The organism is Halosubterraneus shenae, assembly GCF_050510935.1.
In the GTDB taxonomy this organism is placed as follows: Archaea; Halobacteriota; Halobacteria; order Halobacteriales; family Haloferacaceae; genus JBDGPU01.
Genome location: NZ_JBNLVO010000002.1, coordinates 517,057 through 531,611, shown reverse-complemented (window position 1 = coordinate 531,611; position 14,555 = coordinate 517,057). Strand labels below are relative to the sequence as shown.

Sequence of the window (14,555 nt, the reverse complement as noted above, 5' to 3'; positions counted from 1 at the left end):
CGACCGAAGGGAGCGAGTGAGCCGGGTGAGGAGCGCAGCGAGCAGCGCGACCGCTCAGCGGCTGGGGCTTTCTACGTGTGCCGAGTGGTGTTGCAAGCAACGCCGACCGTCTTCATTTAAAAGTGCGACCGCTCAGCGGCTGGGGCTTTCTACGTGTGCCCAGTGGTGTCGCTAGCAACGCTAACCAGGTTTATTTATAAGCACTACCGGTCAACGGCAGGGGCTTTCCGGGCATGCTGAGTGGTCTCGTCAGCGACGTCAGCTATTTTATTTATAAGCGCAACTGGTCCTCGACTGGCGATTTCGAGCCATCCTGAGTGACGTCACCAACAACGCCGGACGCGGGGTCGCCGGATCCAGCTCCCGGTCAGACTTCCTCACGTGAGCGTGGACCGTCACCCTAAGGAGTCCTGACCCCGTAGTGAGCCATAATGAACGATTCCGCGGACGACTCGGTGGGCGACGCCGACGAGGCAGCCAGCGATGGCCCGGGAGTTGCCACCGAGGACTCCGACCAGGCCAGGGGTGCCGAGGCGACCGCGGACGCCGACGCCACCGAGGACGCACCCACGGAGCCCGTCAGCGACGACCCCGCAGAGACGCCCGAGGAGCCGGACGACCTCGAAGCCCTCCGGGAGAAGGTCGAGGAGACGTACGACTTCGACGAGTTCGGGCCGTCGGACATGGCGCAGATGTCCGCCCAGGAGTGGGACGCCGCGTTCGACCCGGACACCTGGATCACCGGCGAGGAGCTGCTCGACCGCGTCGCCGACGAGCTGAAGAGCCGGATCGCGACGCGGGACGTGTTCGGGGTCCTCGAGCGCGTCGAGGAGGACGGCGAGCCGCGGGTCGTCGTCTACTCCGACGAGGGGTACGCCATCGTCCACCCGACCGGACAGGTCCGCGGGCAGGGGACCGTGCTGCGGGACGTCGAGCCCATCGTCGCGCTCTGTTCGATGGACAGCTACGACGTCCCGGAGCCCCCGGACGACTGGTCGCTGCCGGACCCCGAAAGCGTCCCGCAGGGAACGGGCGAGTTCGGGAACCTGATGCTCCAGGTCGTCGCCGGCGCCCAGCTGGTCGGCGGGGTCGCGCTCATCGGTGCCTGGATCCTGCTGGGCGTCGAGACCATCGTCGCTCCGGTGATGGGGCTGCTGTTCCTCGTCGCCGGCCTGTTCCTCTTCTCGACGGTCGCGAACGCGCGCCTGTCGGACCGGTTCCGCTCGGAGGAGTACCGGGAGCGCCTGCGCGCGCTCCGGGCGGCCGAGGAGCGACCGGAGTTCGTCCCGATCGAGGAGGAGGCCGAGTCCGTCGAGCGCGACGGTCGGTAGCGACGATCGGTTGGCACGGGCGAGAGCGACGGGCGATAGCGACGGGCGATAGCGACGACCGATAGCTGTCCAGTTTCGGAGCACGAACGAGCCGGAACCGCCGAACCGAAACTGCCGAGAACGCCGGACAGAGGCGTGAAAGCGACGGTGAACTGGCCGTCGTTAGTCGGTGGGTTTAAGCGCGCTCCGTCCTGACCTCGGACTGTATGAAACGGCGGGACTTTATGCGTACGGCCGGCGGTGCCACCGCCGCTGTCGCGTCCTCCGCTGCGGCGACCGGGACGGTCGCAGCGCAGGAAGGCGGGGGTGGTGGAGCCTCGGTCCGCCCCGAGTGGCCCTCCGGGGTCGAGAACGCGAACCTCGGGAGCTATACGGACGCCCGAGGGCAGGACGAAGTGACCATCGAGGTCGGCGCCGGCGACGGGCTGGCCTTCGGCCCGACGAAGGTCTGGGTCGATCCGGGCACGACGATCACCTGGGAATGGACCGGTAACGGCGGGAAACACAACGTCGAGACCGTCGAGGGGCCTGCGGAGTTCCAGAGTGAGGTCGTCGGCGAGGGGGGACACACGTTCTCCGTCGATCTGACCGAGGAGAACAAAGGCATCATCCACTACCAGTGTCAGCCGCACGCGACGGTCGGCATGCACGGCGGTATCGCCGTCGGCGAGGACGTTCCGACGGTCGAGACCGGCGGTGCCCCGACCGGCTGGCCGGACCTGCACAACATCGGCGTCCCGCTGCACCCGCACTGGGTGGGCAGCGCCGCCGGCGTCGGGATCGGCCTGACGCTCGTGTTCACGTTCTACGTGCTGAAATACGGTGAAACCCCGCACTCGGGTCACGGAGGGAACGAATGAGCTCGAACGAGTCCTCCTACGGAGACATCCACCGGTACGAACCCGCACGGGAGAGCACGGCTGCGGCCATCGCTATCGTCCTCCTGACGGTCATCGAGGTCCTGTTCGTGTTCATGTTCGTCTTCGGACTGATGAGCGGCTGGGCCTCGACCGAGGGCGGCAACATGTTCCTGGCCGGGGTGCTCTCGTTCGTGTTCATCGACCTCGCGTTCATCCTGGTGCTGTACCGGAAGGAGTTCCTCCCGGACGTGATGGTCGTCAAGAAGCGTCGTCGGAAGTGGGAGGACCTCTACATCCGCGAGGAGCAGATGGAGGGTGAAACGCTGGCCGAGCCCGAGGACGCCTGGGACACGCTCAAACGCGCGGTGTACCCCTACTACAAGCGATAACAATGAGTCTCGAAAAGAAAGACGACTTCGACCATCACGCCTGGCTCGAGGAGAAGGACCTCACGCCGGTTGAGACCACCTTCCTCACCGTCCTGATCTGGATGGACAAGCGGCTCCGCATCGTCGACTATCTGGAGCTGCTGGAGACCCTCTACTACCGGGTCAACCTCCAGATGCCGAAGAGCCACACGGAGCAGTACGACCTCGACAACAAGTTCTGGTACTGGTACCCCCTCTACTCGCTCGGCTCCCTGTCGATCATCGCCTATCTGGTGGCCGCAGTGTCGGGCGCGTTGCTCGGCTTCTACTACTCGCCGTCGACGGCGGGCGCCGCCGCGGCCGGCGACCCGACCGCCGCGTACATCTCCGTGAAGGAGATCATGAAGACGGTCCAGTTCGGCTACATGCTGCGGTCGATCCACCGGTGGGCGGCCCAGATCATGGTCGCGGCCGTGTTCCTCCACATGCTGCGCGTCTACTTCACGGGCGCGTACAAGGAGCCCCGCGAGGTCAACTGGGTGCTCGGTATCGTTCTCATCGCACTGACGCTGCTGTTCGGGTACTCCGGCTACCTGCTGCCGTGGTACCAGCTGTCCTTCTGGGCGGCACAGATCGGCGTCCAGATGGCGCTGTCGACGCCCATCGTCGGCGAGTGGGCCGCCCAGCTGATGTTCGGCGGCTTCACGCTCGGCCAGGCGACGCTGGTGCGAATGTACATCATGCACGTGTTCCTGCTCCCGTTCATCGTGACCGGCCTCATCGCCGTCCACGTCGGCATCGTCTGGGTGCAGGGCATCGCGGAACCGCACTAAGACAATGAGCGACGACCCTACCGCCGCAACGGATGGCGGCACGGACGAGGAAGCGCGCGCGGACGGCGGCCCACCGGCGACGGTGCCCCCGGACGACGAGACGCCCACCTGGAGCGAGCGCAAGGAGCGCTCGCAGGGGCTCTCCCGGCTCACCTACGAGTACTTCGAGCGCTCGCGACGTGAGGACCAGAACCTGCGGCAGGAGTCGACGTACGTCGAGCGCGACGTCCTCGGCTTCCCGACGTGGCCCCACGAGATGATCCGCAACCTGGCGATCACGAGCTTCTTCGTCGGGATGATCATCCTCATCTCCGCCGCACTGCCCCCGGAGTTCATGGCCCCCGCGAACCCGTCGAAGACGCCGGCGATCATCCTGCCTGACTGGTACCTCTACTGGTCGTTCGGCCTGCTGAAGCTGAACCCGGCGAATCCCGCGCTCGAGGTGCTGGGCGGCGAGCTGCTCCTCTCCGACCAGCTGTACGGCATCGTCACGCACGGCATCATCTTCGGCGCCATCACGGTCGTCCCGTTCCTCAACAAGGGGAGCGCTCGGCGCCCGGTCGAGCAGCCGTTCTGGGCGGCCGTCGGCGTGATGGGGACCATCCTCTCGATCACCCTGGCGCTGCTGGCCATCCAGAACTTCTTCAGCATCGAGCTGGAGCTGCTGTTCAGTCTGACGTTCATGCTGCCCCTCCTGGGCGGCGTGCTGACGTACGCCGCGCTGAAGACGATGCGGGAAGGGTACATGTACGACCTCAACAAGCGGTACTACCGCCTCCGCCCGCCGAAGTAACCGGGCCACTCCGCGGCGTTTTCCTCATGGACGACGATCCCTCCGAACACGACGATGCACCGTCGGATAGCGACGTCTCGACCACGACGGACGCCGCGTCGCAGGCGGACGCCGCGTCCCCGACGGATACCGCGTCGTCAGCCGGCCCCATCGAGCCGGAGGGGCCCCGCGAGGGCCCCGGTGGCCGCGAGGTCGTCGTCCCGCTGCGCCTGTACAAGACGATCACGGTGTTCTCGACGCTCATCGCCGTCGTCGGGTTCATTCTCGGGTTCATCCTCATCGACGCCGCGACGCTACAGGTGAGCCTTCTCCGATCGGTCGTCGTTGCCATCCTGTCGACGGTCGGGCTCGTGCCGAGTCAGGACGTGCTGACGGCGTTGCTGGCGCTGGGCGGGCTCTCGTTGATCGCCGGCGGCGCCGTGGTGTACGTCGTCGGGACGCGGTTCCGCGCCCAGGGAATGGGAAAGTCTCAAGAGGACTCCCGCGAAGGATCCGATAATGGCTGACGAGTTCATGAAGGGGTTCGCCCTCTGGATGCTCGGTGCGCTCGGGTGGATCATCTTCGGGGGCTGGTACCGCACGCCGTCGTTCGAACGGATCCAACAGCTCACCGTGGCACCGCCCGAACCGGAGACGATGTACGACGCCGTGGGCATCTTCGCCAGCGACCTGTCCTTCTACCTGATGCTGCTGGGCCCGATCACGTTCTGGGTCCTCATCCCGGCGGCTCGGGAGATTCGTCGTGCAAGCGCCGGCGAAGCCGCCGAATAAGCTGCGGGTAGTTCGTTTTCTCCTCGCCGTTCCTTCGTCGCTGCGTTTCAATTAGTCGCGGGCGACCTCCGTGACTGAATGGGCACGTCCGAGCGCCCCGCTCCCTTCGATTAGCTTGGCGTCGCCGCCAGCGCCGACGCTCGATATGCCTCGAAAGCTCAGCCGCCGCGCGGTCGTGCTTATAAATAAAGTCGGCTATCGTCGCGATCGACACCACTGGGCACACGTAGAAAGCCCCAGCCGCTGACCGGTCGCGCTGCTCGCTGCGCGCCTCGCCAGCTCACTCGCTTCGCTCGTTCGCTGGCTGTGGTGCTGGCGTCGCAGGGCGTCCCGCGCAGCGGCTGCCCCTTTCAGTCCCGCCCCGGAGTGGTGGCCGGGCGTCGCGACCGGCGGCCGGCAGACGTTCGCGGCGCGGGTGCAATGGGGCGCGAGCAACGCGTGCGGGCGAAGGGGTTCCCAGTGTTGCGATGCTGTCGAGCGCAGCAGCGGCTGGACTGGTAACAACGACTTATAAACGAGAGCGACGGAGGACGTGCGAGAATCCTTCGAACGACGAACCTCTCACTGGCCGAGTCCTGTCCAAAAGCATCGCTGCGGACGAGTTGAGTATGAATCAAACAAAAAGGAAAGCGGCCTCGTCAGGCGAAGATCGCCTCCCAGAACGGGAGGTTGGCGGCGACGAGGGCGTAGTACGCGGTCCAGACGAGCACGAGGCCGGAGGTGAAGATGGAGCTTTTCGGCTTCTCGACCTCGAGGTCGTTGCGCGCTTCCACGTTGCGGGCCTCGAACTCGAAGAGGTCGGCGATGACCATCGTGAGCACGATGATCGAGAGGATGGCGCCGCCGGTGACGTGATGTATCGTGAAGAGCAGACACACGATCAACAGCCCGAAGTTCGTGAACGCGTGCGGGAAGTACTGGTCGATCTCGTCGCGCTCCTTGGCCTGCTCGACGTGCTGGTTGTGAGCGAGATGCCGCGTGACCACGTTCGCGACCGCCATGACGAGTATCGCGAACGGCAGCATCGGCCCGACCACCTCGATCCAGCCGAGGGGCACGAGGAACTGCAGTGGATCCATACTGGGGTATCGGGGCAGCACTCATTAGAGTTTTTCCAATCCCGCTCCGGAACAGGGGGGCTCAGTCCCGGGAGACCGTCGCCGGCGTCCGGACGAACTCGACGTGCCGGTCGATCGCGACGTCGATCGGCTCCTGCACCGGCACCGTCCCCCACGAATCGCCGTCGAGAACGAGCTCGACGGGCTCCTCCTCGCGCTCGACGGTCACCGTGAGGTCGTCCGCGAGGACCCACGAGTCCGTCTGCGTCGTGAAGGGGGCGACGGGGACGACGACGAGCCCCGTCCCCGGCGTGAGCACGGAGCCACCAGCGGCTCTCGTGTACCCCGTGCTGCCGGCCGGCGTGGCCACGACGGCGGCGTCCGCGCGGAACGCCGACACGTGCTCGTCGTCGTGCGCGACGGCGTACTCCGAGATGCGCGCGGGCTCGGTCGTCACGAGGGAGACGTCGAGGACGGCCTCACCGGCGTTCTCGCCAGCGACCGCGACGGAGACGACCGGATGCTCGACGGTCCAGTGCTCGCCGTCGAGCAGCTCCCGAACGGCCTGCCTGGCGTGCTGTTTCGGCGCGGCGAAGTAGGCCTCGCCGAGGCCCACCGGTAAAATAGCGGCGCCCGAATCAGCGCGCGCGACGTCCACGAGCGCGTCCTCGCCGACCGCGACGACGACGTCCGCGGCGTCCGCGTCGGCGACATCCGCGTCGGCGACGTCCGCGGCGGCGACGTCCGCGGCGTCCGCGTCAACAACGTGGACGCCCGACTCGTGGAGGATCGAGCGTACACCTACTTCCGGTCCGACGACGGCGACGTCCAGCCCCGGCTGCTCCATGCGCGAGCCTCCGTGGGGCACCCGGAAAAAGCCCCCGGGAGCGGTAGCGTCGGGCGGTTACCGAGAGGGGTACGCCCGGGCGGGTCGGGCCTAGAACGGCCAGTCGCCGGTGATCTTCATGCCTTCGGCCTTGTCCTCGGCCTCGAGCTGAGCCGCGATGGCGTCGGGATCGCGAGGCTCGGTCGTCACGTCCCCGCCGGCGAGGTCGACGACGAGCGACGTCAGGAGGATGGCCTGCTCGCGCAGGTTGCGGGGTTCCAGCTTGTCGAGGGTGTCGGCATGGGTGTGGCCCCAGCCGCGCCCCTCCTCGTCCGTCTCGCCGGAGACCATGTACCCCGGCACGCCGTCCTGGACGAAGGGCCAGTGGTCGCTGTGGGGGACGAGCTCGTGGTCGCCCGCGACCGGGTGGTCGAACCGCTCCGACAGGCGGTCGGCGGCGGCTTTCAGCTCGTCGAAGTCGTGGTAGTCGAGCTTGAGGGTCCGGCCGTAAACGTTGCTGTCGACGTTGACGATCGCCTTGATCGCGTCGTGGTCCGCGCGGTCGGCCTCGACCGACGAGCCGATCAGGCCGACCTCCTCGGCGCCGTAGGCGATTAGCTTGACGCGCGTGTCGAGGTCGTCCTCGCGGGCGGCGAGCGCGTTGGCGACCTCGACGATCGTGGCCGTCCCGGCGCCGTTGTCCATCGCGCCCTCGGCGATGTCGTGGGCGTCGACGTGGCTCGAGAGGATCACGTACTCCTCGGTGTCGGGCCCGAGCTCCGCGACGGCGTTCCCGCTCTCCGCGTCCGGGGCCTCGCAGTCGACGGCGACGGTCGCTTCCTCGCCCTCGTACTCGCGGAGGAGGCGCGCGCCGGTCTCGGCGGAGACGCCGACCGCGGGAATCCCGCCGATTGGCGAGGCCTCGCTGCCGACGCTACCGGTCGGGGGCAGCTGCCCCTCGACGTGGTTCTTGAACACGAACGCGGCCGCGCCGTTCTCGACGGCGTAGAAGTACTTCTCGCGGCGGTGGATGAAGCGATCGGCGTGGTCCGGGACCGTCGAGGAGACCATCACGACCTTCCCCTCGACGTCCTGCTCGAAGTCCTCGGGCAGCCCGTAGCCGAGGTCGACGAGCTCGCCGCTCGCGGTTCCGTCCGGGCTGCGCGGCAGCGCGATGCACTCGTGGGCCGCGTCGGCGACGCGGTCGCCGTCGACGGCGACGTGGCTGTCGCCGCGGGTCCAGCCCTGGACGTCGAAGGACTCGATGCGCGCGTCGCGCGCGCCGGCGTCGGCGAGCGCGTCACGCGTCAGCTCCAGGGCCTCCCCTTCGCCCGGGGAGCCGGCCATTCGGTTGTCGATACTGACGAGGTCCTCGAGGAGGTCCCAGCCAGCGGTGCTCGTGAACGTCTCGCCGATCCAGTCTGCCATGGCCGAGGGTGGTCCGGGCTCGTCGCTAAGGGTTTCGGTGGCGGAGAGCTGGCACGGGGAGTCGCGGGAGCGAACCGCCCGACATTCCGGGGATGGAAGCGCAAAAACCGGGTTAAACGGCGAAAATCCGGATCGACGATCGCGGCTTTATAACTGTCCCTGGTTCGTTGCACGGCGTGTATGAACTCGAAACCCATCCAGACGCTGCTCGTGGTCGGCATGCTGCTTATCGCCGGCTGCGCCGGCGGCGTCCCGGGCACGGGCACCGACGGCGGTTCCGCGGACACGACCGCGACCGATGCGGGCACGGGCACGACCGCGACCGACGCGGGCACGGTCAACTTCTACATCAGCGACGAGGAGAACGCGATCGACGACTTCCAGCATCTCAACGTCACCATCACCAAGGTCGGCTTCGAGAAAGCCAGCAGCGACGGCGGTGGCTGGGAGGAGTACGACGTCGACAACCGCACCGCCGACCTGACGGAGCTGAAGGGCGCGAACGCGACACTGATGCAGTCGTTCAACCTCTCGAACGGGAACTACACGAAGGTCTTCGTCCACGTCGGCGAGGTGAACGCCACCCTCCAGAACGGCGAGCAGGTCAACGTGAAGCTCCCGAGCGAGAAGCTCCAGATCACCAAGGGGTTCACGGTCGAGAACGGCTCCGAGACGAACTTCGTCTTCGACATCGCCGTCCACAAGGCCGGCAACAGCGGGAAGTACATCCTCAAGCCGGTGATCAGCCAGTCCGGCACTGACGTGCCGATCCGCGACGTCGACGAGGATGACGAGGAGGACGAACTCACCATCGAGTTCGACGAGGAGCCGGTCCGGGGCGAGAACGCGACGCTCACGGTGACGCGGAACGGGAGCGCCGTCGCCAACGCGACCGTCGAGATGAACGACGAGACCGTCGGGACCACCGACGCCAGCGGCCAGCTGACCGTCACCATCCCCGACGCCGAGGAGGTCGAGTTCGAGGTCGAGCACGAGGGCGCCGAGGGCGAACTCGAACTCGAGTTCGGCGAGGACGAGGCGGACGAAGGAGACGACGAGACGGCCGACGAGGAAGGCGATGACGCTGACGATGCCGAAGAGGACGAGCAGGGAACTGACGAGGAGGATGCGACCGACCTGAACGCCTCCTTCGTCGGCAACGTCACGCAGGGCGAGAACGCCACCGTCCGCGTCACTCGTAACGACTCCGCGGTCGAGAACGCGACCGTCGAAGTGAACGGCGAGGGCGTCGGCACGACCGACGCGAACGGGGAACTGACGTTCGAGGTCCCCGAGACGGAGAAACTCGAGGTCGAGATCGAGGCCGACGGCGCGGAGGCCAAGCTCGAAGTCGAGTTCGACGAGGAGAGCTAGGGCGGCTCGTTCGCGGGTGAAGGGCAGGCCGCACCCGAACCGGGCGGGCGGACCGAGCGGGTCGATTTTTGCGGACGTTTTTAAATAGCCACCGTCGCCAGCGACGCCTCAGTACGTGTACCCGTAGACGTGGTTCAGCAGGACGTACGTGACGACGCCGAGGACGAGCGAGAGGAGCCACGCGCCCGCGGCGATGCGGCCGACGCGAGCGTGGGGGGTCTCGGTCCGGAGCTCGTGGGGCGTGTGTGTGAGCCCGAGGACGATGGCGTAGATAACGACGGGCACCGCGAGGATGGACAGGAGGATGTGGATCGCCAGCATCACCGCGTACGCGTAGTAGACGAGCTGCGGGCCCTCGAAGTACTTCGTGCCGCCGCCGGCGACGCGCGGGACGTAGATGCCGAGGAACAGGATAATGAGCCCGAACGACGTCGCCATCGCGGCGCGGTGCTTGCGGACCTCGCCCTGCCGGATCCAGTACCAGCCGAGACTCAGCGTGACGACCGTCGTGGTGTTGACGACTGCGATGGCGTGCGTCAGGAAATTAATCGTCTCGCGGCTCAGGTCGGGGAACAGCGCCGCGAACTCGGGCACGAGGAACACGCCGAGAACGATGCTGTACCCGACGACTGTCAGGAGCGCCGTCACCGCTTTCGGCCGCGCCTTCGCGAACGCGCGGACGCCGGAGTCTGCCATACCGACAGGAGTGGCTGGCGGGGTAATTCGTCTTCGGTTCGTTGCAGGGACTGGGAATCCGGCTGCCGGATCCTGCGTCCCGCTTATATCACGCCCGTCGTCGTCGCGACCTCGATGGCGGCCTCCTCGTTGACGCCGCCCGAGAGGATCGTGTACCGGTCGCGGATCTCGTGGGCCGAGGTGAGCGCCTCGATGACGTCCTCGTCGCTGACGCCGAGTTCGTCGGCCGTCGTCGGCGCGTCGATGGCGGCGAGCGCGTCGCGGATGGCCGTCCACTGGCCGTCCTCGCCGCTGTGGAGGTACTCGGTCATGATCGAGCCAACGCCCGCCTGGTGGCCGTGCAGCGCCTCGCCGGGCGCGATGCGGTCCAGCTGGTGGGAGAAGAGGTGCTCCGCGCCGGAGGCGGGCCGCGAGGAGCCGGCGATGGACATCGCGACGCCGGAGGAGACGAGCGCTTTCCCGACGATCCACGCCGACTCCTCGAGGCCGGGCTTGATCGAGTCGGCGCTGGCGACGAGCAGCTCCGCGGTCATCTCCGAGAGCGCGCCGGCGTACTCGCTGTACTCCGCGTTCCGGAGTCGCCGCGCGAGCCGCCAGTCCTTCACGGCGGTGTAGTTGGAGATGATGTCCGCACAGCCCGCGGTCGTCAGCTCCCAGGGTGCGTCGACGAGGATGTCCGTATCGGCGATGACCGCGAGCGGTGGGTCGGCGGCGACTGAGTGGCGCGTGTCGCCCTCGGGGATCGAGGAGCGCCCGGAGACGATCCCGTCGTGGGAGGCCGCCGTCGGCACCGAGACGAAGCCGACGTTCAGGTGGTCGGCGGCCATCTTCGCCGTGTCGATGGGTTTTCCGCCGCCGAGCGCGACGAGGTAGCCCGGGTCGACGGCCTCGGCCGTGTCGATGAGCTCCTCGACGGCGTCGAAGGAGGCCTCGTCGACGACGGCGGTCGCCGGGTCGTCGAACTGCGCGCGCACGCGATCGCCGGCGACCTCGTTCGGCGTCGGGCTCGTCACGATCAGCGGCCGCCCGGAGAGATAGAGGTCCTCGACCGCCGCGCCGAGCTCGTCGATCATCCCGTGGCCAAGCAGCACGCTCCGCGGCAGCTTGATCCACGTCGACTTCTCGAACATACCGGAGGGTCGTGACGACCCTTAAAAGGCGTTGTCCATGCGGGTGAGTCGCTGATAATTGTGAGAGCCTTTATCGCGCCTCGAATTAATTTGGCGGCGGAAGACTACGTTACGGTTTGACGAGGTAGGTGGAGTGCCACGATCGGTTTTTTAGGTTCCTGTGCCTGGGTTACAAGCTAGTACCTTTGTTTCTCGGTCTAGGGTTTGTTGTGGATGTCAACTATCAACGTATGTATTGAATAGATAGGTAACATGATGGCTCTGAAGATACTCGTCACGCTGTAAGTCCAATAAGTACTCCTCTGCCTCATCTGAATCGTCTGGTATTTGCTGGCCGACATGCTGAAGATAATCCATCAAGTTGTAGGCGTCTCCTGTTCCCCAGTCGAGCGTAGAGTCAACCTCTCGGAACATATTGTAGTTCTCCAGTGTATGCCGCCGGACGGCTTTGTCGACACCCTCCTCTATAGTCCACTGAACAAAACTCTCTGCCTCGGGAATTCCCGTGATGATCTGAGCGTATACAAAAAGTGCTATCAGATCTCTCCAGCACCGGCCCAAAAGAGGTATCTCAGGATATGGCGGCGCATCTCCTCGCTGTCGTTGCGCCTGTGAACGGTATATCCAGTCGTCTGTTCCATCCCATAGCATGGAGATGTCACGACGTGGCAAAGCACGATACATGATATGGAAGTCAAACATAGCGTTTCGAATCCGCTGTCTGATTTGGTAGCGTTTCTGGTATCGCTGATTATCGTTCAGTTCATCGTCGAGGTCACCTCTAAGAAACTGTCTGTCCCGTTTGGTGAGGATTCCTCGATCACGGTCAACCCAGTCGAAATCGCTCATTGTCTTATCTCTAGAACTAAGTACATTAGTTCTAAGGCTAATAGTCAAATTGTTTATCTATCTTAGACCATTATTTGCTTCTATGTCAGGAATTGCCCTGATTGGCGCGGTTTTGGTCATCATGATACTGAATATACTGCCCAGCACCCTTCCAGTGCAGCTCGCTGGGCAATTACATCTGTTATACGTGCTGACAACACTGTTCTGCGGGGTTGTCACGTACAAATCCCTCAATCAGTAATTTTAAACGACGATAAACTAGGAACCCAACCATTTCTCAAAACAAAATAGACGTTCGGCTCAGCTATCGGTCGACGGGGCCAGCTTATGCTTCAGCAATTACTTCGATCTCGACGGCGAGCGACGCCGCCAGGTCGCCGACCTCGAACGCGCTCCGGGCCGGGTACGGTTCCGGCAGGAACTCCCCGTACACCTGATTGACCGTCTCGAAGTCGTCCACGTCGTTCAGGAACACGGTCGCCTTGACGACGTCGTCCAGCGAGGAGCCCGCGGCGTCGAGGATCGCCTCGGCGTTCTCCAGCGCCTGCCGCGCCTCCGCCTCGACACCCCCGTCGACCATCTCGCCCGTCTCCGGATCGATACCGACCTGACCCGAGACGTAGACCGTGTCGTCGTGGACCGTCGCCTGCGAGAGCGGGACCTCGTCCGCATCGAACGTCGGTGCGTCGTCGGTGTGGATGTACTCCGGCATGAGCGATCCGTCGGCAGACGGTCGCAAAAGCGTGGAAGGGCCGCCAGATCCGTCGGTGGCGAGCGCTCACACGAGCAGCGTCGTCGCCGCGTCATAGAGGAAGCCCACGCCGAACGCTGCCAGCACCAGCGCCGAACCGGCGGCGACGAGCGGCGCGAGCCGCTCCATCCGGCGCTCGGCCGCGACGAGCGCCGCGGGGAAGCCCGTGATCCACAGCCCGATGCCGGCGAAGAACCCGCCGATGAGCGCCGGTGAGCCGGTCGCAACGACGAACGTCCCGGCGAGGTCGCTGCCGACGACCGGTAGCGTCGCGAGCACGTCGAGCTCGCCCGGCTCCAGCAGGCCGACGCCGACCGTGAGCCAGAAGAGGATCTGGTAGGGGTTCGTCAGCGCGAGCGCGAACGCCTTGCGGAACCCCTTACTCTCCTCGAGGATAGGGGCCTCGCCGGACGTCGGCCGGAACGTCGAGCGTGCGCCGCGGGCCGCGCCGTACGCGAAGTAGAGCATGAGGCAGCCGCCGACGCCGACCATGGCGCCGCGGAGCGTCGGCAGCGACTCGACGAACGCGACGACGCCCAGCAGCGCGAGGACGAAGAAGACGGCGTCGGCGGTCGCGGCGCCGAGGCCGGCCCGGAAGCCAGCCGACCAGCTCCGCAGGACCGACTCCTCGGCGATGATGGCGTTCATCGGGCCCGGCGGCGCTGCCAGCGCGAGGCCGAAGGCCACGCCGGCGACGACGGTCGTGAGCAGTGACACGTTGCTGGGGAGGACAGGTGGCGAGAAAAAGTCGACGATGGCGGTATCGAGAAGGGTCGGAAACAGTCAGGCGTCGGCTTCGGCGGGTTCCTCGTCGCTCTCCTCGGTCGGCCGCACCCGGATCGAGCGGGCGACGGTCTCGGGGAGGCTCTGCTCGCCCTCGGGCGTTTCGACGGTAACCATCCCGAAGGGCGCGACGTCGACGACCTCGATCTCCGTGCCCGGCGTGACGCCCGCGTCGGCGAGGTAGTCCAGTTCCTCGTCGTCGCGGTCGGAGACGCGGGCGACGACGACGCGGTCGCCCTCCTCGGCGGCGTGGAGCCGCTCCGCGCCGGCCTCCTCGATGGGCTCGAGGTCCGCACCCGGGATCGGGTCGCCGTGAGGATCGACGTCCGGCTGGCCGAGCGCCTCGGCGACGCGGCGCTCGAACTCCTCGGAGATGTGGTGTTCCAGCCGGTCCGCCTCGTCGTGGACCTCGCTCCAGTCGTAATCGAGGTGCTCCGCGAGGTAGGCTTCGAGGAGTCGGTGATGCCGGACGATCTCGAGCGCGACGGCCTCGCCCTCCGGAGTCAGCTCGACGCCCTTGTACGGCTCGCGATCCAGGAGGCCGCGGTCCTCGAGTTTGCCCAGCATGTCCGTGACGGTCGGCGGCGTCTTCTCGAGGTAGTCCGCGACCGACGACGTGGAGACTGGTGGGCCCTCCTCGCTCTGGAGGACGTACACCGCCTTGAGGTAGTCCTCCATGACGTCACTGAGCATTCGTTCGGGTT

Annotated in this window: 17 protein-coding genes; 8 read left to right on the top strand and 9 right to left on the bottom strand. The window is 66.1% G+C overall.

What is annotated here, in order from left to right; all coding sequences use genetic code 11:
- The first annotated feature begins 431 nt into the window (after positions 1–431).
- From ACQE3M_RS05850 to ACQE3M_RS05820, 7 genes are all read left to right on the top strand, one after another.
- The gene (locus ACQE3M_RS05850; protein WP_430504531.1) at positions 432–1,331 is read left to right on the top strand and encodes a DUF7319 domain-containing protein; all 900 of its coding nucleotides are present in this window, start codon (positions 432–434) and stop codon (positions 1,329–1,331) included.
- 206 nt (positions 1,332–1,537) lie between these two features.
- Positions 1,538–2,191, top strand: coding sequence for a plastocyanin/azurin family copper-binding protein (locus ACQE3M_RS05845; RefSeq protein ID WP_430504530.1), 654 nt, complete (start codon positions 1,538–1,540; stop codon positions 2,189–2,191).
- Positions 2,188–2,580: a DUF7318 family protein gene (locus ACQE3M_RS05840; RefSeq protein WP_430504529.1), complete on the top strand. Its 393-nt coding sequence runs from the start codon at positions 2,188–2,190 to the stop codon at positions 2,578–2,580. The genes ACQE3M_RS05845 and ACQE3M_RS05840 overlap by 4 nt, the downstream gene beginning before the upstream one ends.
- A 2-nt stretch (positions 2,581–2,582) precedes the next feature.
- Positions 2,583–3,392: a cytochrome b gene (locus ACQE3M_RS05835; protein WP_430504528.1), complete on the top strand. Its 810-nt coding sequence runs from the start codon at positions 2,583–2,585 to the stop codon at positions 3,390–3,392.
- Positions 3,393–3,396: 4 nt separating this feature from the next.
- Positions 3,397–4,185 (top strand): cytochrome b family protein, encoded by a 789-nt coding sequence (locus tag ACQE3M_RS05830; protein ID WP_430504527.1) that lies wholly within the window; start codon positions 3,397–3,399, stop codon positions 4,183–4,185.
- Positions 4,186–4,211: 26 nt separating this feature from the next.
- Complete coding sequence (locus ACQE3M_RS05825) at positions 4,212–4,691, top strand: DUF7315 family membrane protein (protein WP_430504526.1); 480 nt, start codon at positions 4,212–4,214, stop codon at positions 4,689–4,691.
- Positions 4,684–4,956, top strand: coding sequence for a DUF7314 family protein (locus ACQE3M_RS05820; RefSeq protein ID WP_430504525.1), 273 nt, complete (start codon positions 4,684–4,686; stop codon positions 4,954–4,956). Before ACQE3M_RS05825 ends, ACQE3M_RS05820 begins: the two co-directional genes overlap by 8 nt.
- 638 nt (positions 4,957–5,594) lie before the next feature.
- Here ACQE3M_RS05820 and ACQE3M_RS05815 read toward each other — a convergent pair.
- The 3 genes from ACQE3M_RS05815 to ACQE3M_RS05805 form a co-directional block, all read right to left on the bottom strand.
- Positions 5,595–6,035: a DUF7313 family protein gene (locus ACQE3M_RS05815; RefSeq protein WP_430504524.1), complete on the bottom strand. Its 441-nt coding sequence runs from the start codon at positions 6,033–6,035 to the stop codon at positions 5,595–5,597.
- Positions 6,036–6,096: 61 nt separating this feature from the next.
- Positions 6,097–6,861 carry an NAD(+)/NADH kinase gene (locus ACQE3M_RS05810; protein WP_430504523.1) on the bottom strand — a complete coding sequence of 255 codons (765 nt, stop codon included), beginning with the start codon at positions 6,859–6,861 and terminating at the stop codon, positions 6,097–6,099.
- Positions 6,862–6,951: 90 nt separating this feature from the next.
- A complete protein-coding gene (locus tag ACQE3M_RS05805) occupies positions 6,952–8,268 on the bottom strand; it encodes a M28 family peptidase (protein WP_430504522.1) in 1,317 nt (438 codons plus the stop codon).
- A 180-nt stretch (positions 8,269–8,448) separates the two neighbouring features.
- On the opposite strand from ACQE3M_RS05805, the gene ACQE3M_RS05800 reads away from it, so the two are divergent.
- Positions 8,449–9,642: a DUF4382 domain-containing protein gene (locus ACQE3M_RS05800; RefSeq protein ID WP_430504521.1), complete on the top strand. Its 1,194-nt coding sequence runs from the start codon at positions 8,449–8,451 to the stop codon at positions 9,640–9,642.
- 108 nt (positions 9,643–9,750) lie between these two features.
- On the opposite strand, the gene ACQE3M_RS05795 is transcribed toward ACQE3M_RS05800, so the two are convergent.
- The 6 genes from ACQE3M_RS05795 to ACQE3M_RS05770 all read right to left on the bottom strand — a co-directional run bounded on the left by ACQE3M_RS05795 (position 9,751) and on the right by ACQE3M_RS05770 (position 14,544).
- A complete protein-coding gene (locus tag ACQE3M_RS05795; RefSeq protein ID WP_430504520.1) occupies positions 9,751–10,338 on the bottom strand; it encodes a DUF420 domain-containing protein in 588 nt (195 codons plus the stop codon).
- 83 nt (positions 10,339–10,421) lie between these two features.
- A complete protein-coding gene (locus tag ACQE3M_RS05790) occupies positions 10,422–11,468 on the bottom strand; it encodes an NAD(P)-dependent glycerol-1-phosphate dehydrogenase (protein ID WP_430504519.1) in 1,047 nt (348 codons plus the stop codon).
- A 216-nt stretch (positions 11,469–11,684) separates the two neighbouring features.
- Positions 11,685–12,317 (bottom strand): hypothetical protein, encoded by a 633-nt coding sequence (locus tag ACQE3M_RS05785; protein WP_430504518.1) that lies wholly within the window; start codon positions 12,315–12,317, stop codon positions 11,685–11,687.
- Positions 12,318–12,642: 325 nt separating this feature from the next.
- On the bottom strand, positions 12,643–13,029 hold the full coding sequence (locus ACQE3M_RS05780; protein WP_430504517.1) for a RidA family protein: 387 nt from the start codon (positions 13,027–13,029) through the stop codon (positions 12,643–12,645).
- Positions 13,030–13,095: 66 nt separating this feature from the next.
- On the bottom strand, positions 13,096–13,785 hold the full coding sequence (locus ACQE3M_RS05775; protein ID WP_430504516.1) for a LysE family translocator: 690 nt from the start codon (positions 13,783–13,785) through the stop codon (positions 13,096–13,098).
- A 66-nt stretch (positions 13,786–13,851) separates the two neighbouring features.
- On the bottom strand, positions 13,852–14,544 hold the full coding sequence (locus ACQE3M_RS05770; RefSeq protein ID WP_430504515.1) for a metal-dependent transcriptional regulator: 693 nt from the start codon (positions 14,542–14,544) through the stop codon (positions 13,852–13,854).
- Between the last annotated feature and the right edge of the window lie 11 nt (positions 14,545–14,555).

Excerpts from the sequence above, each read along its gene's own strand:
- ACQE3M_RS05850 (WP_430504531.1), top strand. The coding sequence starts at position 432 with ATGAACGATTCCGCGGACGACTCGGTGGGCGACGCCGACGAGGCAGCC.
- ACQE3M_RS05845 (WP_430504530.1), top strand. The coding sequence starts at position 1,538 with ATGAAACGGCGGGACTTTATGCGTACGGCCGGCGGTGCCACCGCCGCT.
- ACQE3M_RS05840 (WP_430504529.1), top strand. The coding sequence starts at position 2,188 with ATGAGCTCGAACGAGTCCTCCTACGGAGACATCCACCGGTACGAACCC.
- ACQE3M_RS05835 (WP_430504528.1), top strand. The coding sequence starts at position 2,583 with ATGAGTCTCGAAAAGAAAGACGACTTCGACCATCACGCCTGGCTCGAG.
- ACQE3M_RS05830 (WP_430504527.1), top strand. The coding sequence starts at position 3,397 with ATGAGCGACGACCCTACCGCCGCAACGGATGGCGGCACGGACGAGGAA.
- ACQE3M_RS05825 (WP_430504526.1), top strand. The coding sequence starts at position 4,212 with ATGGACGACGATCCCTCCGAACACGACGATGCACCGTCGGATAGCGAC.
- ACQE3M_RS05820 (WP_430504525.1), top strand. The coding sequence starts at position 4,684 with ATGGCTGACGAGTTCATGAAGGGGTTCGCCCTCTGGATGCTCGGTGCG.
- ACQE3M_RS05815 (WP_430504524.1), bottom strand. The coding sequence starts at position 6,035 with ATGGATCCACTGCAGTTCCTCGTGCCCCTCGGCTGGATCGAGGTGGTC.
- ACQE3M_RS05810 (WP_430504523.1), bottom strand. The coding sequence starts at position 6,861 with ATGGAGCAGCCGGGGCTGGACGTCGCCGTCGTCGGACCGGAAGTAGGT.
- ACQE3M_RS05805 (WP_430504522.1), bottom strand. The coding sequence starts at position 8,268 with ATGGCAGACTGGATCGGCGAGACGTTCACGAGCACCGCTGGCTGGGAC.
- ACQE3M_RS05800 (WP_430504521.1), top strand. The coding sequence starts at position 8,449 with ATGAACTCGAAACCCATCCAGACGCTGCTCGTGGTCGGCATGCTGCTT.
- ACQE3M_RS05795 (WP_430504520.1), bottom strand. The coding sequence starts at position 10,338 with ATGGCAGACTCCGGCGTCCGCGCGTTCGCGAAGGCGCGGCCGAAAGCG.
- ACQE3M_RS05790 (WP_430504519.1), bottom strand. The coding sequence starts at position 11,468 with ATGTTCGAGAAGTCGACGTGGATCAAGCTGCCGCGGAGCGTGCTGCTT.
- ACQE3M_RS05785 (WP_430504518.1), bottom strand. The coding sequence starts at position 12,317 with ATGAGCGATTTCGACTGGGTTGACCGTGATCGAGGAATCCTCACCAAA.
- ACQE3M_RS05780 (WP_430504517.1), bottom strand. The coding sequence starts at position 13,029 with ATGCCGGAGTACATCCACACCGACGACGCACCGACGTTCGATGCGGAC.
- ACQE3M_RS05770 (WP_430504515.1), bottom strand. The coding sequence starts at position 14,544 with ATGCTCAGTGACGTCATGGAGGACTACCTCAAGGCGGTGTACGTCCTC.